Raw genomic sequence first — 22,467 nt, 5'->3', positions numbered from 1 at the left:
ATGGCAGCGACGCTGACCACGGCGCCGCCGGACCGCAGCGCAGCCGCGCCGGACAAGCCGTCCGGCCGGCTGCGGCGGTCGCCGGTCTGGGTGCCGTACCTGTTCCTGCTGCCCGGCTTCGCGTTGTTCTGCCTGGTGGTCGTCTACCCGCTGGGCCGGTCACTGCAGATCAGCTTCTATGACTGGTCGGTGGTTCCGACCCAGGCGAGCCAGTTCATCGGCCTGGACAACTACCTGCGTGGTCTGAAGGACTCGCAGTTCTGGCTGAGTGTCGCGAACGTCGGGGTCTACCTGGCGATCACCGTGCCGGCCCAGGTGGTGCTCGGGCTGCTGGCCGCCGTACTGCTCGATGCCAAGCTGCCGGCCCGCACGTTGTTCCGGGTGCTGTTCTACCTGCCCGTGGTGACGAGCTGGGTCGTGGTCGCGTTGCTGTTCAAGTACCTGTTCACCACCGACGGCGGTGCGATCAACTGGCTGCTCAATGATGCGCTGCACCTGGTCGACCACAACGTCGCCTGGTTGCAGGACCGCTGGACCGGCCTGCTCGCGGCAGCCATCCTCGGCACCTGGAAGGGCGTCGGCTGGGCGATGCTGATCTTCCTGGCCGCCCTCACCGGGGTGAGCAAAGACCTCAAGGAGGCGGCCGCGCTCGACGGGGCGGGCGCCTGGCACCGGTTCCTGCACGTCTCGTTGCCGGCCATCCGCAAGACGTTGCTGTTCGTCGTCGTACTGCTGGTCATCGGCGGGTTCAACGTGTTCATCTCGATCCTGCTGATGACCGGTGGCGGACCGGCCGGGAGCACCGAGGTGCCGCTGACCTACATGTACAAGCAGGCGTTCGGGTTCCTGGACTTCGGGTACGCCTCGGCGCTGTCGTTCCTGCTGGCGATCGCGATCACGCTGGTGTCGTTCGTCCAGTTCCGGTTGTTCCGCGAGAAGGACGGAGGCCGCCGATGAACGCGCGCGCACGACGCCGACTCGGCACCGGCCTGCGACTGCTGGTGCTCAGCGTCGGGGCGGTCGTCATGGTGGTCCCGTTCCTCTACATGTTCGGTACGTCGTTCAAGCCGAACGCGTTCCTGTTCGAGTTCGCACCGAAACTCTGGCCCGATCACCCGACCACGGCGAACTACACCGAGGCGTGGAACAGCAACAGCTTCGGCCGGTACTTCCTCAACTCGACGTACGTGGCGCTGGCGACCACGTTCGTCGTACTCGCGCTGTCCTCGACGATGGCGTACGCGTTCGCGCGGTTCGAGTTCTTCGGCAAGAACGTGCTGTTCGGGGTGCTGCTGTCCGGGCTGATGATCCCGGGCATCATCGTGATCGTCCCGCAGTTCGTGCTGGCCGACGGTCTGCACCTGCTGAACAAGCTGAACGGGCTGGTGATCTTCTACGCAGGCGGCGCGGTCGCGTTCACCACGTTCCTGCTGCGTGGGTTCTTCGAGCGGGTGCCGGACGACCTGGACGAGGCGATGACGATCGACGGCGCCGGCGCGCTGCGCAAGTTCGTCCAGCTCTACCTGCCGCTGGCCCGGCCGGCGCTCGCGACCGCGGGCATCCTGTCGTTCCTCGGCGCATGGGACGAGTTCGTCTGGGCACTGACGATCATCGACGACCCGGCCAAGCGGACGCTGCCGATCGCGATCGCCGCGTTCCAGGGCCAGCACGGGACGGCGTGGGGCCTGGTCTTCGCGGCCTCGACCATCGCGATCGTCCCGGTCATCGCGGTCTATGTTCTCGGACAACGTCACTTCGTCTCCGGCCTCACCGCCGGCGCAGTCAAGGATTAGGAGAGTCAGCGGATGCGACTTCTGCAGATCGGCATGGGCGGCTGGGGCCGCGACTGGGCGGCAACCGTCGTACCGGAGGTGCCGGACGTGAAGCCCGTCGGCTACGTCGACATGCTGCCCGCATCGCTCGCGGCCGTGGTGGAGGCGGGGATCGCTCGGCGCGACCTGTGCTTCGCGGACATCGACGAGGCGATCCGGGCGACGAGTCCGGACGCGGTGCTGATCACCGCCAACCTGCCCGGTCACGTCCCGGCAGCTCGGGCCGCGCTGGCCGCCGGTCTTCCGGTGCTGGTGGAGAAACCGTTCGCGCCGTCGATCGCGGAGGCCACGGCGCTCGTCGAGTACGCCGAGGAGCGCGACCTGACGGTGATGGTCAGCCAGAACTACCGCTTCCAGCCGGCCGTGCACGCCGTCCGCGAGATCGTGCGCGACGGGACGCTCGGTGAGCTCGTCTCGATCGCGGTCGACTTCCGGCGGACCGGCGTACGGCGGACTGCGCCGAGCGGGCGCCCGGTGCTCACGGATCCGCTGCTCGGCGACATGTCGATCCATCACTTCGACCTGATGCGCGCGGTCACCGGCCGGGAGCCGGAGCAGGTCTACTGCCGCACGTGGCATCCGGACGGCTTCGGGTACGGCGGCCCGCCCGCCGGCGCCGCCGTGATCACCTTCCGGGACGGCCCGATCGTGAGCTATCGCGGCAGCTGGGTCAGCTCGGGTCCGGTCACCGCGTGGGGTGGTGAGTGGCGGATGGAGTTCGATCACGGCGAGGTCTGGTGGACGAGCCGGCCGGACGGTTCGGAGTCCGGTGTCGCCGAGTCGGCCCGGATTCGGGCCGACGGCAAGGAACGCGCTGTGGCGCTGCCCGAGCTGACCGCGACCGATCGGGCCGGCAGCCTCACCGAGTTCACGACGTCGGTGCGCGAGGACCGGGCGCCGGAGGCGACGGGACGGGACAACCTCGGCAGTCTCGCGATCACCTACGCGGCGATCGAGTCCGCGCTGACCGGTGTGCCCATCGACGTGGCGGTGAGATGACCGCCGAGCTGCTGCCGAGCCGGGTTCGCTTCGCGCCGGACGAATCGGTTGTCGTCGAGGCACGCCTCAGCGGACCCGCGACCGCCACGGTCTGGCACCTCGGTGAGCAAGTCCGGGAGGTGACCGGCACCGGGCGGCTCGACCTGGGGACGCTGCCGCCCGGTGGGTACGGCGTGGAGGTCATGACCGCTGACGGCGTACTGCGGACCGCGGTCGAGGTCGGTGATGCGGGCAGCCTGCGGTACGGGTTCGTCGCGTCGTACTCCCCCGGCCGTGACGCGGGTGCAGTGGCCGACAACGTACGGCGGCTGCACCTGACCGGCGTGCAGTTCTACGACTGGGCATATCGGCATGCGGACCTGCTCGGCGGCGGCGAGGAGTACGAGGATGCACTCGGCCAACCGGTTGCCCTAGGCACCGTCCGCAAACTGGTCGAGGCCTGCCACGACACCGGCGCCCAGGCCTACGGATACGCCGCCGTGTACGCCGTCGGCACCGCGGAGTGGCCGAGCTGGGAGCAGCTCGCGCTCCTTGATCCGCAAGGCCGACCGTACGCGTTGGGCGATTTCCTGTTCCTGCTGGATCCGGCCGAGCCGACCTGGCTCGCCCACTTCACCAAGGACCTGCGGCAGGCGGTCGACGAGGTCGGCTTCGACGGCTTCCACCTGGACCAGTACGGCTACCCGAAGCGTGCGGTCCGCCCGGACGGTTCCGTCGTCGACGTCGCGGAGTCCTTCGTCACGATGATCGAGCAGGTCCGGCACGCGCTGCCCGAGGCTCAGCTGGTCTTCAACAACGTCAACGACTTCCCGACCTGGCGGACCGCACACGCTCCACAGGACGCGGTCTACATCGAGGTCTGGGCCCCGCACGTCACCCTCAACCACCTGGCCGTAGTGGTACGGCGAGCGCGCGGCGACAAGCCCGTGATCCTCGCCGCGTATCAGCACGTCTACGACAGCGCACCCGCCGAGCAGTCCGATCTGGCGACCGCGTTCACGATGGCCACGCTGTACTCGCACGGCGCGACCCACCTGCTCGCCGGCGAGGCCGACCGGATCCTGGTCGACCCGTACTACGTGCGTAACCATCCGGCCGCCGAGTCGACACTGGCACTGCTGAAACGCTGGTACGACTTCCTGGTCGAGCACGTCGAGCTCCTCATGCCCAACGAACTCGCCGACGTGACCGGCTCGTACACCAGCACCTACAACGACGACTGCGACGTGACCTACTCGGACACACCGGTCTCTGACACGGCAACTCCGGATGGTGTCTGGCGTCGCGTGGTCCAAGCTGGGAACCGGGTGGTCGTGCACCTGATCAACCTGACCGGCCAACGAGACACCCTGTGGGACGCGGCGCGCGAGACACCCGGCGACACCGGGCCGGGCCTGCTGCGCGTCCGTCGTACCGGAGGTGGACTTCCCAGGGTCCGGGTGGCCGATCCCGATCGGTCGGCGCGACTGGTCGACGTACCGGTGCGTGTCGACGGCGATCATGCCGTCGCCGAGTTGCCTGCTCCGCACGTCTGGCAGCTCGTCCTCGTCGACCACGTGCCTGCGAAGGAGATCGTATGACGACCCGCACCGAGCTCACGCCGTACCTGGAGACCGGGCAGGACGCCTGGTGGAAGAGCGCCGTGGTGTACCAGATCTACCCGCGCAGCTTCGCCGACTCCGACGGCGACGGGATCGGCGACCTGGCCGGGATCACCAGCCGGCTCGACTACCTCGCGCAGCTCGGCGTCGACGTCGTCTGGCTGTCCCCGATCTACCAGTCACCGCAGGACGACAACGGGTACGACATCAGCGACTACACCGCGATCGACCCGGTGTTCGGCACGCCGGCCGACTTCGACGCGTTGCTCGCCGGGGTGCACGAGCGCGGGATGAAGCTGGTGATGGACCTGGTCGTGAACCACACCTCCGACGAGCACGCCTGGTTCGTCGAGTCCCGGTCGTCGGTGGACAACCCCAAGCGGGACTGGTACTTCTGGCGTCCGGCCCGGGACGGGATGCACACCGGCGATCCCGGTGCGGAGCCGAACAACTGGGGTTCCTGGTTCTCGGGCCCGGCTTGGGATCTCGACCCGGCGACGGGTGAGTACTACCTGCACCTGTTTTCGCCCAAGCAGCCCGACCTCAACTGGGACAACCCGGAGGTCCGCGCGGCCGTCTACGCAATGATGCGCTGGTGGCTCGATCGCGGCGTGGACGGGTTCCGGATGGACGTGATCAACCTGATCTCGAAGGACCCGCGGCTGCCCGACGGTCACGTGCAACCCGGCGGGATGTACGGCGGAACCGAGCACTACCTGTCCGGGCCACAGATCCACGAGTACCTGCAGGAGATGCACCGCGAGGTCTTCGCCGGCCGGCCCGGACAGTTGCTGACCGTCGGCGAGATGCCGGGCGTGACGGTGGACGAGGCCAAGCTGTTCACCGACCCGGACCGGGGTGAGCTCGACATGGTGTTCCAGTTCGAGCACGTGAACATCGACCACGGGACGAGCAAGTTCGACCCGGTGCCGTTCGACCTCGGCCTGCTCAAGGCGTCGCTCGGTCGCTGGCAGGCGGGGCTGGCCGAGCGCGGCTGGAACAGCCTCTACTGGGACAACCACGACCAGCCGCGGGTCGTCTCCCGGTTCGGCGACGACGGGGAGCACCGAGCGAGGTCGGCGAAGATGCTCGCGACGGTGCTGCACCTGCACCGCGGCACGCCGTACGTCTACCAGGGCGAGGAGCTCGGGATGACGAACGCGCCGTGGACCGCGATCGAGGACTTCCGCGACATCGAGTCGCTGAACCACTACCGGGCCGCGGTCGCCGTGGGTGCGGATCCGGCGGCCGTGGTCGCGTCTATGCGCTCGCACAGCCGGGACAACGCGCGCACCCCGATGCAGTGGGACGGCAGCCCGCAGGCCGGGTTCACCGACGGTACGCCGTGGATCGCGGTCAACCCGAATTGCCAGGAGATCAACGCACTGGCCGAGCTGGCCGACCCGGACTCGGTGTTCCACCACTACCGCCGGCTGATCGAGCTCCGGCACACCGAGCCGGTGGTTGCCCACGGCACCTTCACGATGCTGCTTCCGGACCACCAGGTGGTGTACGCGTTCAGCCGGCGGCTGGGCGACGTCGAGCTGGTCGTGCTCGGGAACTTCTCGAGCGAGCCGGTGCGGCTGGACGAACTCGGCCTGACGGGTGACGTGGTTCTCAGCAACGTCGCCGACCCGACGCCGCTGCTGCTCCAACCGTGGGAGGGGACGGTTTACCGCCGTACCTGATCGTCGTTCTTCCGGATCGTCGTGGCGGCCTGCTGCAGGTTGGCGAGCGTCGTGCGGACTGCCTTGCGGGCGGTGCGTTCGGGGCGGTGCAGGGCGTCGATGTGGCGGCGGGCGTGGACGCCGCGCAACGGCCGGAGCACGACAGCGGGATGGCGGCGGGCGGTCCAGCGCGGCATCAGCGCGATGCCGGCGCCGGCGGCGACCACCTCGGCGACGACGGTGAACTCGTTGATCCGGTGGACCAGGTCGAGGCGGTGGTTGGCGGCGGCGCCGATCGCCTCGATGGTGGCCATCAGCGGGAAGCCGTCGTGGACCGTGATCCAGGGTTCGTGGGCCACGTCGCGCGGAGTCAGTTGACGCTTCGCCGCCAGCGGATGGTCGACCGGCAGGGCGACGTCGAGCGGCTCGTGCAGTAGCGAGGTGACGGCGACCGTGCGCGGCCAGGCGGCGCCGTGGTCGAGGCGGTGCGCGAGGACGACGTCGTACTCGCGGGTGAGCAGCGGGAACTCGTCCTGCGGGACGTCCTCGTCGTGGAAGCTGAACTGTGGTGCGGCGTCGGCGCGCAGGAGCAACGGGAAGAACGTCGCGGCCGCGCTGTGGAAGGCAGCGACGGACACGACTCCGCCGGGCTGCTCGATGAACTCGTCCACGGTGTGCCGCGCCCGGGCCAGCGCGCTTTCTACGTCAGCGGCGGCGCCGGCGAGGGCGCGGCCTGCCGCGGTGAGGACGACGCGGCGGCCGTCGCGTTCGGTCAGCGGTACCGGGATCGACCGCTGGAGAAGCCGGAGTTGCTGGGAGATCGCCGACGGCGTCACCAGTAACGCCTCCGCGGCCGCGGTCACACTCCCCAGCTCGCCGACTTCCCGCAGCACCCGCAACTGTCGCTCGTCCATACCAACACTGTAGGGCTGCTACAAGGTTGGTTAAGAAGTTGGTACTTGGCTTCAATGTCGTCAGGCCGCACCGTGGATCCGTGCTCGCCTCCCGCCGTACCGACGCCGTCCTGTTGCTGGTCGCGATCGTGTGGGGGTCGAGCTATCTCGCCGCCAAGACCGCGACCGGGTCGGTGCCGGTCCTGACCGTGCTGTTCCTGCGGTACGGCATCTCCGCGGTCGCGCTGCTGCTGTTCGTTCGAGGCGTCAGCCGCCGCGAACTCAAGGTCGGCGGCCTGCTCGGCCTGAGCCAGGCGGCCGTCCTGGTGCTCGAGACGTACGGCGTCACACACACGAGCGCGGCCAACGCCGGTCTGATCATCAGCCTGACGCTCGTCCTCACCCCGCTGATGGACCGGCGCCGGCTGCCACCGCGGTTCTTCCTCGCCGCCGGAGTCTGCATCGTCGCGGTCGGCCTGCTGATGTCCGGCAACGGCCTGCACTCCCCCGGCCTCGGCGACCTACTCATGCTCGCCGCCGCTGTCGTCCGCGCCGCCCACGTCGCGCTGGTCGGCCGCCTCGCCACCGACCTCCGGCCCGTGCAGGTCACGGCCGTCCAGACAGTCGTCGGTACGGCACTTTTCGCCGGACCGGCCATCGGACACCTGCCGACCGGCGCCGGCGTCGGCACCTGGCTGCAACTGGTCTACCTCGCGCTGTTCTGCAGCGTCTTCGCGTTCCTCGCCCAGACCTGGGCCGTGCAACGCACTTCGGCCAGCCGGGCCAGCCTGCTGCTCGGCACCGAACCCGTCTGGGCCGTTGCCATCGGCATCCTCCTGGCCGGCGAGCGGCTCACCGTGCCGGCCGCGATCGGCGCCGTACTGATGCTGGCCGGGACCACCTGGGGGCAGTCCATTGAGCGGACACACCGTACACAGGGTGGACCTCTGATGCCCGATGATGGGGGCTCCTGGGGAGGTGGGGATGCGCTTCGAGGTACTCGGGCCAGTGCGAGTGGTCCACAACGGACAGGTGCTTGGGCCGATCTCGGAGCTGCGCCGGCGACTGCTGGCAGTCCTGCTCGTGCGCGCCGGCCGGCCCGTTCCGACGGACGTGCTGGCCGAGGCGCTCTGGGGATCGGCGATCCCGCAGCGGCCGGGGAACAGCATGCAGGTCCACGTGTACCGGCTGCGCCAGATCCTGGACAGTCCTGACCGGCTGCTCAGCGTCCCCGGTGGCTACCTGCTCACCGTCGAGCCGGACGAGCTCGACGCCGAGGTGTTCGGCCGCCTGCACGACGACGCACGCCGTACGGCGGAGGCCGGCGACCTCGAGCAGGCCGTCGCGCTGTTCCGGGAGGCGCTGGCGTTGTGGCGGGATGCGCCGTACGCCGACATCGACGAGACCGAGGTGGTCGGGCCGGAGGCGAAGCGGCTGGCCGAGGCCCGGCTGGTCGCGTACGAGGAGTTGTTCGAGGCTGAGCTGGCTCGTGGCCGGGCGCGGGAGATCGTGCCGGAGCTGACCGAGCTGGTGGCGGAGTATCCGTTGCGGGAGCGGTTCATCGGTCAGCAGATGCTGGCGCTGTACCGGTCCGGGCGGCGGACGCGTGCGGAGGTCGCCTACCGGGCGGCACGCCAGCGACTCGCGAAGGAGCTGCGGGCCGAGCCGAGCCGGGAGCTGCGTGAGCTGAGCGAGGCCATCCGGACCGAGGACCCGAGGCTCCATCTCGAGACGCCACCGACGGCCCAGGCACCGGCGGTCCCGGCTGCCGCGGTCCGTCCGAGTCAGCTACCACCGTCGCCCGGCGCGTTCTTCGGCCGGGAGGACGAGCTGGCGGAGCTCGACGCGGTCGAGGGCGTGGTGCTGCTCACCGGGATGGCCGGGATCGGCAAGACCGGCCTGGCGTTGCAGTACGCCCACCAGGTCGCCGATCGGTTCGGCGACGGCCAGCTCTACATCGACCTGTGCGGGCACTCCCCTGGTCCGGCAGTCGACCCACTGACCGCGCTCGGACAGCTGCTGCGCGGCCTCGGCGTCGACTCGGGCCGGGCCTGGGAGTCCGTCGCGGACGCGACCGCCGAGTACCGCTCGCTGCTGAACGGCCGCAAGCTGCTCGTCCTGCTCGACAACGCAGCATCCGCCGAACAGGTCCGCCCGTTGCTACCGGCAACCTCAGGCTGCCTGACCGTCATCACCAGCCGGAACAAGCTGCCCGGCCTGATCGCCCGCGAGGGCGCCCACCGCCTCGGCGTCGGAGAACTCCCCTCCGACGCCGCCCACGCATTGCTGACACGCTTGGTCGGCGCGGACCGCCTCGCCGCCGAACCCGACCAGGCAGCCGCCCTCATCGAGGCCTGCGCCGGCCTCCCGTTGGCTCTCCGCATCGCCGCAGCGCAACTGGCCGACGAACCGCACCGCACGCTCGCCGACTATGTCGCCGAGCTCAGGGAACTCGGCTCGTCGGTGCTCGCGTTGCCCGACGACGAACACTCCGCGGTCGCCGCCGCGTTCGACCTGTCCTACCAGCGCCTCGACCCCGCGACCCGGCAACTGTTCCGCCGCCTCGGCCTCGTCCCCGGCCTCGACTTCACCGTCGACGCGGTCGCCGCCCTGAGCCGGACCACGCCGGCCGAGGCGCGGGCCGCCGTACGCAAACTCACCGCAGCCCACCTCCTCGAAGAACACGCCCCCGGCCGCTACCGCTTCCACGACCTCCTCCGCGACGACACCCGCCGCCGAGCCGAGTCCGAGGACTCCGTCGACGTGCGCGACGACGTCCTGGCCCGCCTCTTCGCCTGGTACTACCAGGGCAAGATGGCGGCCACCGCGACGATGGCCTCGATTCGGCGGCATCCGCCGGCGCCCCCGCCGCCCGAAGGGATCCCCGAGATCACCTTCGACGACGCCCGGTCCGCCATCCACTGGATGCGGGCCGAGTTCCTCAACATCGCCGCCGCGGTCAAGGCCGCCGCCGGACAGCCGGAGCACGCGCACTGGACGTGGCACCTCTCGGTGGGCCTGATGACCCGGATGGCCGAGCAGGGATACATCCGGGACATCCACGCGATGGCAGACAGCGGGATCGCGGCCGCCCGCGCGGCGGGTGATCGGCACGCGCTCGCGAGCATGCTCGCGGAGCGCAGCATGGTGCGGCACCGGTTCGATCTCCCCATCGACACCGAACTCCTGGTCGAGGCCCTCGAGCACGCGGAGCAGGTGGGTCACCCTGCCCTGCTCACCTACTGCCTGAACTCCGCCGCGATCGTGTACCAGTTCAGGGGTGATCTCGACGTCGCGGAGCAGTACCTCGCCCGCGCGCTCGAGATCCCGGGCAGCGACAAGGTGGCCCGGGCACAGCCGTTGGGCAACCTCGGTCTGATCGCCATCATGCGCGGCGAGCTCAGCCGGGCCGCGCGGCAGTGGGAGCTGATCCTCAGCATGGCGGACCACGACGGGGACCGGCTGACCGCGCTCGCGCTGCCCGAACTGATCCGGACCCGCGCCATGCTCGGTCAGCTCGAAGGTCTCGACGACCTGATCGCGCGCGCCGACGCTGCCGTCACCAGCTCCGGCGACCGGTTCAACCTGCACAAGCTGCGCATCTACCGGGCCACCTGGTACCGCGACACCGGACGCCACCGCGAGGCCTACGAGCAAGCTTCGGCGGCCGCCCGCTCCGCGCACGATCTCGGTGAGCCGTCGACCCGCAGTCTGTGTCACTACCACCTTGGCCTCAGCCATCTCGGCCAGGGCGACGTCGACAACGCCCGCGTGGAGTTCGAGCACGCACTCGACCTCGGCGACCTCGGTGGCGTGCTGGAACGGCGCACCCAGGCCGCCCGCGGGCTGGCCGAGACCGAGCTGGCGGCGGGCAACCTGGCAGAAGCGCAGGCCCATGCCGTCGAGGCGGTCGACATCGCTCGCCGTTGGCAGTGGGCGCCAGGCCTGCTTGCTGGAGCGGTCCTGACGCTCGGACGGGTCGAGTCGGCGCTGGGGCGGCAGCAGGACGCCGTCGGGCGTGCGGAGGAAGCCTTGACCATCCATGAGCGGACCGGTCACTTTCTCGGGCGGGCGCGGGCCCTTCGGCTGCTCGGCGAGGCCAAGTCGGATCGCGAGCGGCTGCGGGAGGCGTTGACCATGTTCGAGACCTACGGCTCTCCCGAGGCGGTCAGGGTACGGCGGATGCTGGGCATGTGATCAGCTTCTGAGACGGGGCTTTCTGGTTGCTTTCCGGGCGCTTTCAGGTGAGTGGAGAGGGCTCCCGGCGGCGGTTAGCTTCCCCTGGTGTCCTCCGTTCAGCCGCCTCCTCCCGGCCAACCAGCCGGCCCGTACGGCGGTCCCCCCGCGCAGTACGGACCGCCACCGGTGCCGCCGCAGCACCCCTACCCCGGGCAGCCCTTCCCCGGGCAGCCCTTCCCCGGCCAGCCGATGCCAGGGCAGCCCTTCCCGGGGCAACCGATGCCGGGGCAGCAGCAGCCGTGGCCGCCGCTCGGGCCCGGAGGGGTGGCACCGGGCGGGCCCGGCCACCGGAAGCCGAAGTCGAAGGCCGGCCTGATCCTGATCGCACTGGCTCTGCCGGTGCTGCTCATCGCCGCAGTTGCCGGCGGCATGTACTACTTCCAGCTGGGTCCCTTCGGCTCGAAGGTGTCCGCCGACCGGAAGCTCGCGGCCGTGGTCAAGGAGCGCTTCCCGGCGTCGTACCTGCCGAAGGAAGGCAGCGACCTGCTCGCGGGACCCTGGTGGACGGACAGGCACCTGGTCCGCGCGGTCCCAGGGCACATCGTCGGCTACTCCCTCGAGAGCGGCAAGACGGCGTTCACCCTGCCGATGCCGGACAACCACTTCTGCCGGTCATCGCGGCAGGCGGCCGGCAAGGGCTACATCGCCGTACTGCAAGGGACGAGGAAGGATGGATGCCGGCGGGTCACTCTCGTCGACATCGCCAACGGCAAGGTGGTGTGGTCGAAGAACCTGCAGCCGATCGGCGCGCCCGAGGGCACCCGGGCTCCGGACGCGCAGTACTTCCCGCGGTACGACCACCGCCCGGCAGTCCTCGGCGACCGGGTCTACGTCCCGACTGCCAGGGGCAGTCACATCTTCAAGCTCTCCGACGGTTCCGCGATCGGGCGCCCGCCGAAGAAGGGCGAGTGCTTCAGCACGCACTTCGAGACCATCGGCGAGACCGGGCTCGCGTACCGGAACTGCTCGCGGCACGGCGGTCACGAGAAACTTCACCTGCGGGCCTTCGACCCGGCCGGCGCCGTCCTCTGGACCTGGAACCTGCCGGTGCAGGGGAAGCGGCAGTGGATGCTCGGCGGTGTGCTGTCCGCCGATCCACTGATCGTCCGCGCGTACACCTCGAACCAGAACCAGCTGTGGCGGGTCGACCCCAAGACCGGCAAGCACACCGTCGTCGTCGAGCTCACCTCCTTCTCGCGCAAGCCGGCGCCCTGGGATCCGTGCGACATCGCCGGCAGCACCGGCCTGCACGACTGCTCACGCCAGGCAGTCTCGAACGGCGTCCTCTACCTCCGGTACCGGCTGGGCACCTCGTCCGACTTCCGCCAGGGCATCTCGGCGTACGACGTCAAGTCCGGCAAGCAGTTGTGGGTATCGGAGTGGGGCGAGGACCACGACATCACCGCCCCGGTCGGCATCGACGGCGACGGCAGCCCACTCGTCTACCTGCTCCCCAAGGAGAAGGACCTGGGCGCCCTGGTCCGCGTCGACCCCACCACCGGCGCGCTGACCGCCACAGCGACCATGCCCAAGCCCGGCAAGTCCACGACACCGAGCGTCCTGGCCGAGCATCCCGACCAAGGCGTCGTTGCCTGGCGCAACAACCACCTGGCCTTCCTCAAGGTCCAGATCAACGCCAGAGACGCCGGCACCGAGGCGACCGTGGTCTACAAGTAACCCTCAGCGTCCGGCGGGAACTTCCGGGTCTTCGGCACCGCGTCGTTCCGCAGGGCTGTGCGGACCCAGGCCTGCCGGCCGCTCCCTGCGGGCGCAGGCGAACAGCCAGAGGCCGAAGCGGGCGTCGTCGCAGGGGCCTCCCGGGGTGACCGGGAGGCGCCTGCGGCGGGTGCTTAGGAGCGTGTCCATTTCTGGTTGTCGGCGCCGTTGCAGTACCAGACGTCGACCGGGGTGCCGTTGCCGGTCCCGGCGCCGGCTGCGTCGAGGCAGAGGTCAGGGCTGGCGACGCTCGTGATGGTTCCGTCGGTGTTGACGTTCCAGGCCTGGTTGGCCGCGCCGGTGCAGTTCTCGATGGTGACCAGGGCGCCGGCCGCGCCCGCGGTCATGCACTTGTCGGCGTAGACGGTGAGCTGCTTGTCGGCCGTGTAGTTCCACGACTGGTTGCCGCCGTTGTTGCAGTCCCACAGGTCCAGCGCCGTACCAGGTGTGGTCGAGAAGCCGGGGACGTCGACGCACCGGTTGCTGGCCACGCCGCGGATCGGCTCACCCGGAGGCGCCGGCGGCAGGTCGTTGCTCGGCTCGTCCTTCAGCAGCCCCCAGCCCCACCACAGCTGCGCGAGGCCGCTCTGGCTGTTCACCTGCAGGTCGTTCGGCCCGACCTGGGTCGTCATCGAGTACGAGTCGCCGTTGCGCAGGCCGGGCCAGTAGACGATGCCCAGGTTCTGCTCACGCGCGACCTGGGTGAGCGCCCCGAGGTACGACGTGTAGACGTTCCCCTCGTGGTTGCCGTAGTTCAGCCCGATCGTCATCGGGGAGCCGGCCTCGTCGATGATCGTCCGCCAGCCGTAGTCGCCGATCCGCGGCCGCAGGTTCGCCAGCCAGGCCGCCTCGTTCTCGTCGGAGGCCCAGAACCCGTAGAAGTGCAGCGACAGCAGGGTCCCGTCCAGCTTCGGCTCCGCGCCGACGCCGGTGACGTTGTCGTTGTAGCCGGTGCCGGAGATGACGATCCGGCCGCGCGGCACGCTCGGGTGCCGGGCGATCCAGCCGGTGGTGACCGACACCCACTCGTTCAGCGAGTAGCCGAACGGCTCGTTCATCGGCTCGAAGTACACCCGCGCGTTCTTGCCGTACGCCTTGACCACGGTGTCCCACATGGCGGCGTACTGCACCGGGTCGTCCACCCGGCCGTCCTTGGCGTTGTCGGCCTCCCAGTAGCTGAGGATGACCTTGAAGCCGTTCGCGACCGACGCGTCGATCGCACCCCGGTAGGACGTCCACCAGGCCGTCCCGACACTCGACGGGTTGATCGGCAGCCGGATCGTGTTGGCCTTGAGCTCCTTGCGGAACTCGCCGACGATCCCGGTCGCCTTCTGGTACGTCGTCGCGTACGAGTCCGCCGTGCTCAGGCCGGACGGGACCACCTCGTCGTCGGCGTAGTTGTCCCGGGGATCCGCCCAGTTCACGCCCCGGAACTCACTGGTCCCCTTGGGACCGGTGTACTCGGCGGTCGTGGCGGCAGCAGTGGTGGACGTGGTCCCGGCGTCCGTGGTCGTCGACGCCCCGGCCTGCACCGTCACGGCGGCGACCACCGCCGACGCGGCCAGCGCCGCAGCGGCTATACGCCCAGCAGTTGATCTCACGCGACTCTCTCCGATCCTCACGAGCGGGCGGCGGCCCCGGACGCCGCGTTTGCGTATCGCGGTGATGTTTACGTAAACACGGGCAGCCGTCAATGCCCGATGTTTGCGTCAACATGAGATGTGACTGGCGTCACACCAGACCGAGGACGTCCTACCCCACCCGAACGCCGGTGACCGCGAACCGCTCGACGTCCTGCACGTGGCCGCCGGTCGAGGCCACGACCGTGACCGCTCCCCCGGCTGCGCCGCGGAAGCTCACCCGGGTCGACCAGGGCTGTCTCTGGCCGCCGCCCGGGACGCAGCAGGACGAGCCGAGCGGCCCGTCGGAGCCGGTCTGGCGGACCTCGACCCGGATCGACTCGTCGACCCCGGTGATCCGGCCGCGGACGGTGATCGGTGAGCTCACCCGGGCGGCGTACCGCGGCCGCTCCAGGGTGAGCGTGCTGTCCCGGGAGCCGACGACCTCCCAGGGCGCGTCCTCGCCCTGGCCGATCCGGGCGAGGTGGAGCACTGCCGCGACGCTCCCCTGGCCCTCGCCGGAGTCGTAGCCGACCGAGATCCAGGCCTCGTCACCCTCGATCGAGCGGTCGACCACCTGGTCGATCTCGGTGAACCCGAGGAACCCGGTGGTGAACGACAGCGCGGTCTGGTCCGCGTCCAGGTGCCACGGCTGCCGGCCGCCTTCGCGATAGTCCTGCTGCCACTCTCCGGCCTCGGCCACCGACGCGAACGGCCACAGCGGCTGATACCGGAACGGCGGCGTCCCCGGCGGCACCTGCTTGGTCGGCGACGGCGCCGCGAGCGACGGGGTGGACGTGGTGGTGGTGTCCGTCGGCGACGGCCGGACGGACGCACCCGGCAGCGGTACGGCGCCCTGCCCGGTCGAACTGGGATCGCCGCCGAAGTACAGGACGGCGAGCCCGGCGAGCAGCGCGGAGAGCAGCGTGACCACCACGGCCGCGGTGATCACCGCCATCGGCCGCATAGCCTGCCGCCGCTCATCCGATCCCGGCGCCATCTGACCAGCCTCCCCCACCCACTTCTATTAGACCGCTACTTGGCCAGGATGAGCTCCAGTTGCAGCCACTTCGCCAGGTCCTTCAGCTCGCGCTGGACGGCGGCGGCGACGGTCTTGCCGAACGGCTCGTCCTCGTGGATCGCGTCGACGCGGAGCACACCGGCCTTCCGGTCGGAGGTGGCGTCGACCTTCCCGACCAGGCGGTCGCCGTGCAGGATCGGCAGCGCGAAGTAGCCCCAGCGGCGCTGCGCGGCCGGCTTGTACATCTCCAGCTGGTAGTCGAACTCGAACAGCTCGGCGAGCCGCTTGCGCTCGTAGACCAGCCGGTCCAGCGGCGAGACCAGCGCCGTACGGCCCGCGAACGGCCGGCCGAGCAGGGTCGGGTCGACCCGCCACTTGCCGCGGACGCCTTCGACGACGGCCTCCTCCCCCGCCGGCCCGACGTCCAGCGGCTCGCCCGGGCAGGCCGGGCCCTTGGCGCGCGCGATGCCGAGCGACCGCAAGCGCTGCTCGTCCCGGATCCGCCTCGCCTCCGCGACCGGTACGGCGGGCTCGTCCGGATAGACCCGCGACGCCAGGTCCCACAGGCGGTCCCGCCCGTCGCGGCCGGCGACCGCCACCTCGCCGCGCTGCAACATGAACTCGAGCAGCTGCGACACGTTGCGGTTGTTGGTCCAGCCGGACGACTTCCACGGCTTCACGCAGGTGTCCGGCAGCTCCCGCATGATCAGCGGCCCGTCCTGCCGGAGCCGCTCGAGGATGTCGAGCCGGCACCCTTCGTTGGCCTTCACCCAGTCCCGGCGGTACTCCTGCCAGTCGAGGAGCGGCCCGCTCCCCGGCCACTCCTCCATCTCGGCCCGGAACAGCGCCAGGCTCTCGCTCGGCCGCACGAACCCTCGCAACTCCACCAGAGCCTGCGTCTCCAACGCCTCGACCAACTCACTCGGCGAGTACGACGACCCGAGCCGGCTCCACGCGACCAGATCGGCATTCGGCGCGACCGCCGCGGTCTGGTCGTACTGCACGGCTGTCAGCCCGCGGACCACGTCGTACAGGTCCTTCGGCCGCTCACTCGTGAGCAACTGGGCCTGTACGGCGATCCGCCGCGCATCCTGCCGTGAAAGCTCATACACAGTCACGCTCCGAGGCTAACGAACCCCACCGACATCAGAGCAGTGTTCGCCAGTACGACCAGAACTGCTCGGCGATCAGGCTCAGCACCAGCACCGCCCACACCGTCAGTACGACGCCATGGAAGGCGAACCGCCGGCGCAGGTTGTGCAGCGTGACGTACCAGAAGATAAGGATCGTCACCGCCCACACGACCATGCAGTACGGGCACAGCGCCCCGATCCGGTACAGGCTCTGGAAGATCAGCCAGTGCACGAAGCCGACTCCGAACGTCACCCCTGCCTGCAACCCCAGCCAGAACCACCGACGGAACGACGCCCCGGCCAGCAGTGCAGCGCCGACCGTCGCGATCACGGCGAACCCGGCGATGCCGATCAGCGGGTTGGGGAACCCGAAGGCCTCGGCCTGCGGCTTGGTCATCACCGAGCCGCAGGACAGCACCGGGTTGATGCTGCAGGACGGCACGTACGCCGGGTCGCGCAGGATCGCGATCTTCTCGACCGTGAGCACCGCCGAAGCGGCCAGCCCGATCAGGCCGCCGACCAGCAGCAACCAGGGCAGCAACCGAGGGAACGGCTCGTGCCGTTCCCTCAGCCCACTGCTAGCCGAGCTCGGCATCGATGCTCTTGACCAGGTCGTCGTACGACCTCGGCTCGAGCCTCTTCCCGTTCAGGAAGAACGTCGGCGTGCCCTGCACCCCGAGCGCCTCGCCGTCGGCGACGTCCTTCTTGATCCGCTCCAGCGTGGCCGGGGCGGCGTAGGCCTTGTCGTACGCCGCCAGGTCGAGACCGAGGTCCTTGGCGAACCCGCGGAACCGGTCATCGGCCGGGACCCGCTGCTCACCCCACTCGGCCTGGGTGTCGTACAGCTTCTGGTACATCTGCTCGAACTTGCCCTGCTGCGCCGCCGCCTCGACCGCGCGGGCGGCCCGCTCGGCGTTGAAGTGCGACGGGATCGGGAAGTACCGGACCACGAACGTGACCCGGCCGGCGTAGTCCTTGCGCAGCTGCTCGACCGCCGGGTACGCCGCCCGGCAGGACTCGCACTCGAAGTCGAGGAACTCGACGAACGTCACTTTGTTGTCGGCGGCAACGTTCAGCTTGTGGCTGTCCGGCCGGACCAGGCGTTCGTCGACAGCGGCCGTGGCCGGAGCTTGGGTGCCCGCGTCGTCGGAGCCGGCGGCGTTCGCCACCAGCAGGACACCGACCACGAGGACGAAGGCGGCCGCGACGGCGACCGAGATTCGGGTGTTCAGACTCATAGCGGACCTCTTCGGGAAATCAAGCGGAGAACAGCAGGAGCAGGCCGCCGACCGTGTAGGCGACCATGACGACGAGCAGCGGGATCTGGCCCGCGAGCGCCCTGCCGCGGGCGAACAGCGCGACCGCCCGGTCGTGGGCGGAGACGACTCCCAGCAGGTGACCGGCGACCACGGCGCCGACCTGGATGGTCGCGATCGCCGCCGGGTAGTTCGTCAGTGCCGCGTTCACGCCGAGCAGGCCGGTGCCGAACACGTTCCAGCCGTTGCTGAGCGGGTCGCTGAGCAGGATCAGCGTGCGCTGACCTTCGAGCACCAGCAGCGTGAAGTAGTGCGCGACGACGTACCCGAGCACGATCGGCACCACCGAGTGCGCGAACATCCCCGGCAGCGCCGCCCGCGACGACATCCGCCCGGCCAGCACGGTCGCCGCCGAGTACGTCACCAGCACGAACACCACGAAGCCCGCCAGGGCGAGCGTGCCGAGCAGGGTCTGCGAGTAGCCCGAGTTCTGTGCCCAGGCGATCCACAGGGTGCTGCGGGAGAAGCCGTCGTACGCCGTCGACCCGAGCAGGGTCGCGACCAGGCCGACCAGGCCGGGCCGGGGTGTCAGGCTGTCCAGGTTCTCGAGCGGACGCCGTACGACGATCGCTCCGTCGGTGCGGCGGCCCCACGGCGAGAGCTTGGCCATCAACGTCGCGTAGCCCTCGAACGGATCCGCGGAGGCGAACCACCGGTCTCCGAACAGCACCGCGCCGAACAGGACGTAGACGACGTACAGCGCGAGCCAGGTCTGCAGGACGAGCAGGGTCGCCCGGTCCGGCGCGACCAGTTCCAGCCAGGCGAAGGCGAAGATCCCGACCGCGGCGGGCCACAGCCCGACGCGGGGTGACAACTCCAGCAGGCCCTGGCGCGGGTTGTGTCGTAGCAGGCGGCAGACCAGCAGGTGCAGGGTGCGCAGCGGGTTCAGGGTCCGCCACACCGGTCCCAGCAGCAGTGACACCGGGACCAGGCCGACCCACACCAGGATGTAGACGACCCCGAAGATCGGGTTCGTCAGCCGGTCCGCGCCGGCCAGCAACGCCAGCCCCGCGTAGAGGAACGCCGCCAGACCGAACAGCCGGACCGCCCACCGCAACCACGGCGAGTCCAAGGCGTTCGCCAGCGCCGACGGCAACGCCGTACCGGACCTGGCGCCGCGGTAGCGCGGCGTGCGCCAGGCGACGGCCAGGATCACGAACGACAACGTGATCGCGACCCCGGCCCCGGCCACGGCGAACCCCAGCGGGATCGGCAGGTCCTGACGACCGCCGATCCCGTGGAGCGCGATCACGAGACCTGCAGCTTGAAGAGGAGTTTGCCGGTTTCGTGCGTCTCCACCTCGAAGATTCCCTTGGTGAAGGTGGCGAACTCGACCGATCCGGACTTGCCCGGCTTCAGGTCCAGGGTCTTGTCGTAGCCGTGCACGTGCAGGGAGTCGGCGACGTCACTGACCGCGTTGATCCGGACCGTCTGGCCGGGCTTCGCCTTCACCACCGCGGAACCGGTCGAGACCTTGCCACCGGCGATCGACACGTCGACGGTGACGTCCGCCGTGGGTGTTGGGACCTTCGTCGGTACGGCGGCTGGTTTGGCAATGGGGGTTGCAGTGGGGGTCGGTGTGGGCGTTGAGGTCGGCGAGGCGGCCGGTGTCTCGGCGTTCCCGCAGCTGGTCAGGGCAAGAGCGAGCAGGCAGGCGGCAGCGATGCCGCGAATTGAGAGCCGCACGGCGGCGTCCTTTCGGGGAGAAAGAGGGCATGCGTGAAGAGCTCACGCACGTGAGGACGGCGTCAGGCGGACGTCACGTTCGCAGGATGCAGAGCCTGGTCAGATCAGGGGCTGCAGAAGCCACGCCTGGGCGTGGTGGGGCCGGCGTCACGGTGGCGAGGCGGGGCGCCTCGGCGAACCGCACGCGGCGCAGGAACAGGCCGACGGCCAGCAGGAGCAGGAAGGAGCCGGTAGCGAGGGTGAGACACGCCAGCGCGTGCTTGTGGTTCACCGGGTCGACGGCCAGCGTGTCCGGGGCGGTCATGGCGACCTGCTCGAGCCGCTCCATCACGCCGTGCGGATCCAGCGGCAGGACGAGCGCCACCGAGGTCGTCGAGACCTCGGCGGGCCGTTCCGGCGACAGGTCGCTCAGCCCGTGCAGCGCGAACACGCCAAGCAGCGCTCCCAGCAACACCAGGGAGCGCAGCAACTGTCGCGCCATCTTCATCACCGGACAGGGTAGCGGCTGAGGCATCCTGGTGAGGGGCGAGGGGAGGTTCGGTGTGGGCAGGGACAACGTGGTGCGGGTGGCCTTGGTGCTGGCGGCCGGGCGCGGTCTCCGGATGCGGTCGGACCAGCCGAAGGCGTTGCGCCGGGTCGGCGGCACCAGCCTGCTGGAGCGCTCGGTCCGGGTCCTGCGCCGGGCCGGCATCGAGCGGGTGATCGTCGTACTCGGCTACCGCGCCGACGACGTCATCGCCGCGATCAAGGTCCGCGACCTGCCGGTGGAGGTCGTGGTCAACCACGACTGGGAGAGCGGTACGGCGTCCTCGGTGCTGACCGGTCTCAGCGTGATCGGCGACCGGCGCTGCCTGGTCGTGCTGGGCGACCACGTGTTCGAGGCGGACGACGTACGGCGACTGATCGAGACGCCGACCGGGAACGTCGCCGCCGTCGACCGATCAGGTCGACCAGCGATCGCCAAGGGCAGCACACCGCCGAACCGGGTCCGGCTGGAGGACGACGGGTCCGTCGCCGGCCTCGGTCCGGACCTCGACGAGTACGACGCTGTGGACGCGGGGCTGGCCGTGGTCGACGTACAGGACGTGCTGCTGGTGAACTACCGGCGCCGGGAGTCCTGGCTGGAGCTCCGGCAGCAACTGCTCGCGCACGGTTGCGTGATGCAGTCGCGGGACGTGCAGGGTCTGTGGGCGGATGTGGACACGCCGGAGACAATTCGAGCGCTTGAACGGTCCATGTGGCGGCGCTACGGCCCCAAGCCCACCGACGGCGTCGTTGCCCGCGTGCTCAACCGGCGGATCTCCGGACCGCTCACCCGCATGCTGCTGCGCACTCGTCTTGCACCTGACGTGGCGACCGCCGTGGCCTTCGTGGTGACGCTGGTGGCTGCAGGATTGATCGCAACCGGTGACCGGTGGTTGATGGTGGCGGGCGGGCTCGGAGTTGTGCTCGGGTCGGCGCTCGACGGTGTCGACGGTGAGCTCGCGCGGATCGGCGCGAAGGCTTCCCCTCGTGGTGCGGCTCTGGACACGCTGCTGGATCGGTACGCCGATCTGGCTGTCGTTCTAGCGCTTGTTTTGGCCGGTGGAAGCTGGAGTTGGGGATTCGCTGCTGCGGTTGGGTGTCTGCTCATTTCCTATGTGCACGCAGTCGGGCGGGACACCGACGTACGACTGTTGTTCCGGCGTGAGTTCCGGCTGCTGATCTTCGCGATCTCCGCGATCGCGGGCGTTCCGCTGTGGGGACTGATCGTAGTTGCGGTGGCCGCGAACGCCGATGCGGTCCGTGGTGTCGTGCTGTTGTTGCGTGCTCTGCGTAACACCTAGTTGTAGCTGACGATGTAGCAAGCGGGTGGGGACCTAGGTGGCGTGGGTTCTGCGTGGGCTCAGGGGGGTGGTGTCGATGGTTCGGGCGTTGGGGTTGGCTGCTGCACTGATCATGGTGCCGGCCGTGACGAGTTGCGGGCAGGACACGGAGCCACCGAGCGCGGAACCGCCACCGATCGTGATTCCGACGTTCACCACGGCGAAGCCGGCGGCAGACTGCTCCCAGTCCGACCTCAAGCTTCCGGCGGTGGCAGGCAACGAGGGAGTGCTGCTGGAGGCCAGCACGGACGACACCGGTACGTCGCTGCTGCTCAAGAACACCGGGAACCTGTCAGTGCTCGTCGTACCGGACTCGGACTGGTCCACGCGGGTGACCACCGCGCCGCCGGCCAACCCGACCGACGCGGCGTCGAAGGCTGCGCTGGTCGCGGTCACCCGCGCCGGCGGTCTCCAGACGGTGCGCGAACTGCCCGTGGGAATCCCGCAGAGCCAGGTGTTCATCGTGCCGCCGCAGTGGGCGGTCTGCGGACTGACCGACGACGTCAGCAAGGTCGCGGGCCTGCGGTACCTGCGCGAGAAGACGACCAGCGCGGAGTACTTCCTGGTGAAGGCACTCGCCGACGAGGCCTACGCCCGCTCCAAGCCGCCGTCCGCGCAGAAGCTCAACCGGACTCTGCTGAGCTGTGCGCGCGGCACGCAGCAACTGCTGAAGGAGAGCCCCGACCTGCCCGACATCGAGCTCTACGCCCAGGTCCTGGACCGTGAGTCCACCTGCCGGACGAGCTTCAAGTCCCTGCTGTCCATCAGCGAACGCACCACCCAGCAGACCGTCACCCGCGTCCTGAACCTCCTCGAACGGGCCCCGAGACTCCTGGAAAACACCACCCTCCTCGAGGCCCTGGCCCACCGCTGAGCGAGT

The 22,467-nt window shown here is 69.8% G+C and carries 18 protein-coding genes and 1 pseudogene; 10 read left to right on the top strand and 9 right to left on the bottom strand.

The genetic code is table 11. The annotated features are described in order from the left end of the window. Genes ACIBGM_RS00315 through ACIBGM_RS00295 form a run of 5 tightly spaced genes read left to right on the top strand, consistent with a single transcriptional unit; the run spans position 1 to position 6,120 of the window. A complete protein-coding gene (locus ACIBGM_RS00315; protein WP_360528641.1) occupies positions 1-957 on the top strand; it encodes a sugar ABC transporter permease in 957 nt (318 codons plus the stop codon). After that, positions 954-1,793: a carbohydrate ABC transporter permease gene (locus ACIBGM_RS00310; RefSeq protein WP_396383978.1), complete on the top strand. Its 840-nt coding sequence runs from the start codon at positions 954-956 to the stop codon at positions 1,791-1,793. Before ACIBGM_RS00315 ends, ACIBGM_RS00310 begins: the two co-directional genes overlap by 4 nt. Before the next feature lie 12 nt (positions 1,794-1,805). Next, entirely contained in the window at positions 1,806-2,831 is a 1,026-nt protein-coding gene (locus tag ACIBGM_RS00305) for a Gfo/Idh/MocA family protein (protein ID WP_396383977.1), read from the top strand. After that, positions 2,828-4,411: a glycoside hydrolase family 66 protein gene (locus ACIBGM_RS00300; protein ID WP_396383976.1), complete on the top strand. Its 1,584-nt coding sequence runs from the start codon at positions 2,828-2,830 to the stop codon at positions 4,409-4,411. The genes ACIBGM_RS00305 and ACIBGM_RS00300 overlap by 4 nt, the downstream gene beginning before the upstream one ends. Next, complete coding sequence (locus tag ACIBGM_RS00295) at positions 4,408-6,120, top strand: alpha-glucosidase (protein WP_396383975.1); 1,713 nt, start codon at positions 4,408-4,410, stop codon at positions 6,118-6,120. Before ACIBGM_RS00300 ends, ACIBGM_RS00295 begins: the two co-directional genes overlap by 4 nt. Here ACIBGM_RS00295 and ACIBGM_RS00290 read toward each other — a convergent pair. After that, complete coding sequence (locus tag ACIBGM_RS00290; RefSeq protein WP_360528656.1) at positions 6,105-7,013, bottom strand: LysR family transcriptional regulator; 909 nt, start codon at positions 7,011-7,013, stop codon at positions 6,105-6,107. The two genes, ACIBGM_RS00295 and ACIBGM_RS00290, sit on opposite strands and share 16 nt — an antisense overlap. Positions 7,014-7,093: 80 nt before the next feature. Here ACIBGM_RS00290 and ACIBGM_RS00285 point away from each other — a divergent pair. From ACIBGM_RS00285 to ACIBGM_RS00275, 3 genes and pseudogenes are all read left to right on the top strand, one after another. Beyond that, positions 7,094-7,879, top strand: a pseudogene (locus ACIBGM_RS00285) (DMT family transporter); the annotation flags it as partial. 145 nt (positions 7,880-8,024) lie between these two features. Further along, positions 8,025-11,189, top strand: coding sequence for a BTAD domain-containing putative transcriptional regulator (locus ACIBGM_RS00280; RefSeq protein WP_396383974.1), 3,165 nt, complete (start codon positions 8,025-8,027; stop codon positions 11,187-11,189). 87 nt (positions 11,190-11,276) lie between these two features. After that, entirely contained in the window at positions 11,277-12,908 is a 1,632-nt protein-coding gene (locus tag ACIBGM_RS00275; RefSeq protein ID WP_396383973.1) for a PQQ-binding-like beta-propeller repeat protein, read from the top strand. A gap of 173 nt (positions 12,909-13,081) precedes the next feature. Here the strand turns inward: ACIBGM_RS00275 and ACIBGM_RS00270 are convergent, their stop codons facing one another. The 8 genes from ACIBGM_RS00270 to ACIBGM_RS00235 all read right to left on the bottom strand — a co-directional run bounded on the left by ACIBGM_RS00270 (position 13,082) and on the right by ACIBGM_RS00235 (position 20,209). Then, complete coding sequence (locus tag ACIBGM_RS00270) at positions 13,082-14,548, bottom strand: ricin-type beta-trefoil lectin domain protein (protein ID WP_360528665.1); 1,467 nt, start codon at positions 14,546-14,548, stop codon at positions 13,082-13,084. A 151-nt stretch (positions 14,549-14,699) separates the two neighbouring features. Beyond that, entirely contained in the window at positions 14,700-15,566 is an 867-nt protein-coding gene (locus ACIBGM_RS00265) for a hypothetical protein (RefSeq protein ID WP_360528668.1), read from the bottom strand. Between the two features lie 35 nt (positions 15,567-15,601). Then, on the bottom strand, positions 15,602-16,705 hold the full coding sequence (locus tag ACIBGM_RS00260) for a DNA glycosylase AlkZ-like family protein (protein WP_396383972.1): 1,104 nt from the start codon (positions 16,703-16,705) through the stop codon (positions 15,602-15,604). Positions 16,706-16,733: 28 nt separating this feature from the next. Further along, positions 16,734-17,315 carry a vitamin K epoxide reductase family protein gene (locus ACIBGM_RS00255; RefSeq protein WP_396383971.1) on the bottom strand — a complete coding sequence of 194 codons (582 nt, stop codon included), beginning with the start codon at positions 17,313-17,315 and terminating at the stop codon, positions 16,734-16,736. Then, positions 17,299-17,958 (bottom strand): DsbA family protein, encoded by a 660-nt coding sequence (locus ACIBGM_RS00250; protein WP_396383970.1) that lies wholly within the window; start codon positions 17,956-17,958, stop codon positions 17,299-17,301. Before ACIBGM_RS00250 ends, ACIBGM_RS00255 begins: the two co-directional genes overlap by 17 nt. Positions 17,959-17,977: 19 nt before the next feature. Then, the gene (locus ACIBGM_RS00245; RefSeq protein WP_396383969.1) at positions 17,978-19,288 is read right to left on the bottom strand and encodes a hypothetical protein; all 1,311 of its coding nucleotides are present in this window, start codon (positions 19,286-19,288) and stop codon (positions 17,978-17,980) included. Then, positions 19,285-19,722, bottom strand: coding sequence for a hypothetical protein (locus tag ACIBGM_RS00240; RefSeq protein ID WP_396383968.1), 438 nt, complete (start codon positions 19,720-19,722; stop codon positions 19,285-19,287). Before ACIBGM_RS00240 ends, ACIBGM_RS00245 begins: the two co-directional genes overlap by 4 nt. A 73-nt stretch (positions 19,723-19,795) precedes the next feature. Beyond that, positions 19,796-20,209, bottom strand: a complete 414-nt coding sequence (locus ACIBGM_RS00235) for a hypothetical protein (RefSeq protein WP_360528686.1) — start codon at positions 20,207-20,209, stop codon at positions 19,796-19,798. A 55-nt stretch (positions 20,210-20,264) separates the two neighbouring features. Here ACIBGM_RS00235 and ACIBGM_RS00230 point away from each other — a divergent pair, with 55 nt between their 5' ends. Both ACIBGM_RS00230 and ACIBGM_RS00225 read left to right on the top strand, forming a co-directional pair. Continuing rightward, positions 20,265-21,548 (top strand): NTP transferase domain-containing protein, encoded by a 1,284-nt coding sequence (locus ACIBGM_RS00230; protein WP_396383967.1) that lies wholly within the window; start codon positions 20,265-20,267, stop codon positions 21,546-21,548. A 76-nt stretch (positions 21,549-21,624) separates the two neighbouring features. Next, positions 21,625-22,461, top strand: a complete 837-nt coding sequence (locus tag ACIBGM_RS00225; protein ID WP_360528692.1) for a hypothetical protein — start codon at positions 21,625-21,627, stop codon at positions 22,459-22,461. Positions 22,462-22,467: the final 6 nt, after the last annotated feature.

The organism is Kribbella sp. NPDC050470, assembly GCF_044458365.1.
In the GTDB taxonomy this organism is placed as follows: Bacteria; Actinomycetota; Actinomycetes; order Propionibacteriales; family Kribbellaceae; genus Kribbella.
This window is presented reverse-complemented; position numbering and strand designations above follow the sequence as displayed.

Bases quoted from the DNA above. Each gene is read 5' to 3' on its own strand.
- ACIBGM_RS00300 (WP_396383976.1), top strand. From the start codon at position 2,828: ATGACCGCCGAGCTGCTGCCGAGCCGGGTTCGCTTCGCGCCGGACGAA.
- ACIBGM_RS00250 (WP_396383970.1), bottom strand. From the start codon at position 17,958: ATGAGTCTGAACACCCGAATCTCGGTCGCCGTCGCGGCCGCCTTCGTC.
- ACIBGM_RS00315 (WP_360528641.1), top strand. From the start codon at position 1: ATGGCAGCGACGCTGACCACGGCGCCGCCGGACCGCAGCGCAGCCGCG.
- ACIBGM_RS00310 (WP_396383978.1), top strand. From the start codon at position 954: ATGAACGCGCGCGCACGACGCCGACTCGGCACCGGCCTGCGACTGCTG.
- ACIBGM_RS00295 (WP_396383975.1), top strand. From the start codon at position 4,408: ATGACGACCCGCACCGAGCTCACGCCGTACCTGGAGACCGGGCAGGAC.
- ACIBGM_RS00235 (WP_360528686.1), bottom strand. From the start codon at position 20,209: ATGAAGATGGCGCGACAGTTGCTGCGCTCCCTGGTGTTGCTGGGAGCG.
- ACIBGM_RS00305 (WP_396383977.1), top strand. From the start codon at position 1,806: ATGCGACTTCTGCAGATCGGCATGGGCGGCTGGGGCCGCGACTGGGCG.
- ACIBGM_RS00255 (WP_396383971.1), bottom strand. From the start codon at position 17,315: ATGCCGAGCTCGGCTAGCAGTGGGCTGAGGGAACGGCACGAGCCGTTC.
- ACIBGM_RS00290 (WP_360528656.1), bottom strand. From the start codon at position 7,013: ATGGACGAGCGACAGTTGCGGGTGCTGCGGGAAGTCGGCGAGCTGGGG.
- ACIBGM_RS00265 (WP_360528668.1), bottom strand. From the start codon at position 15,566: ATGGCGCCGGGATCGGATGAGCGGCGGCAGGCTATGCGGCCGATGGCG.
- ACIBGM_RS00225 (WP_360528692.1), top strand. From the start codon at position 21,625: ATGGTTCGGGCGTTGGGGTTGGCTGCTGCACTGATCATGGTGCCGGCC.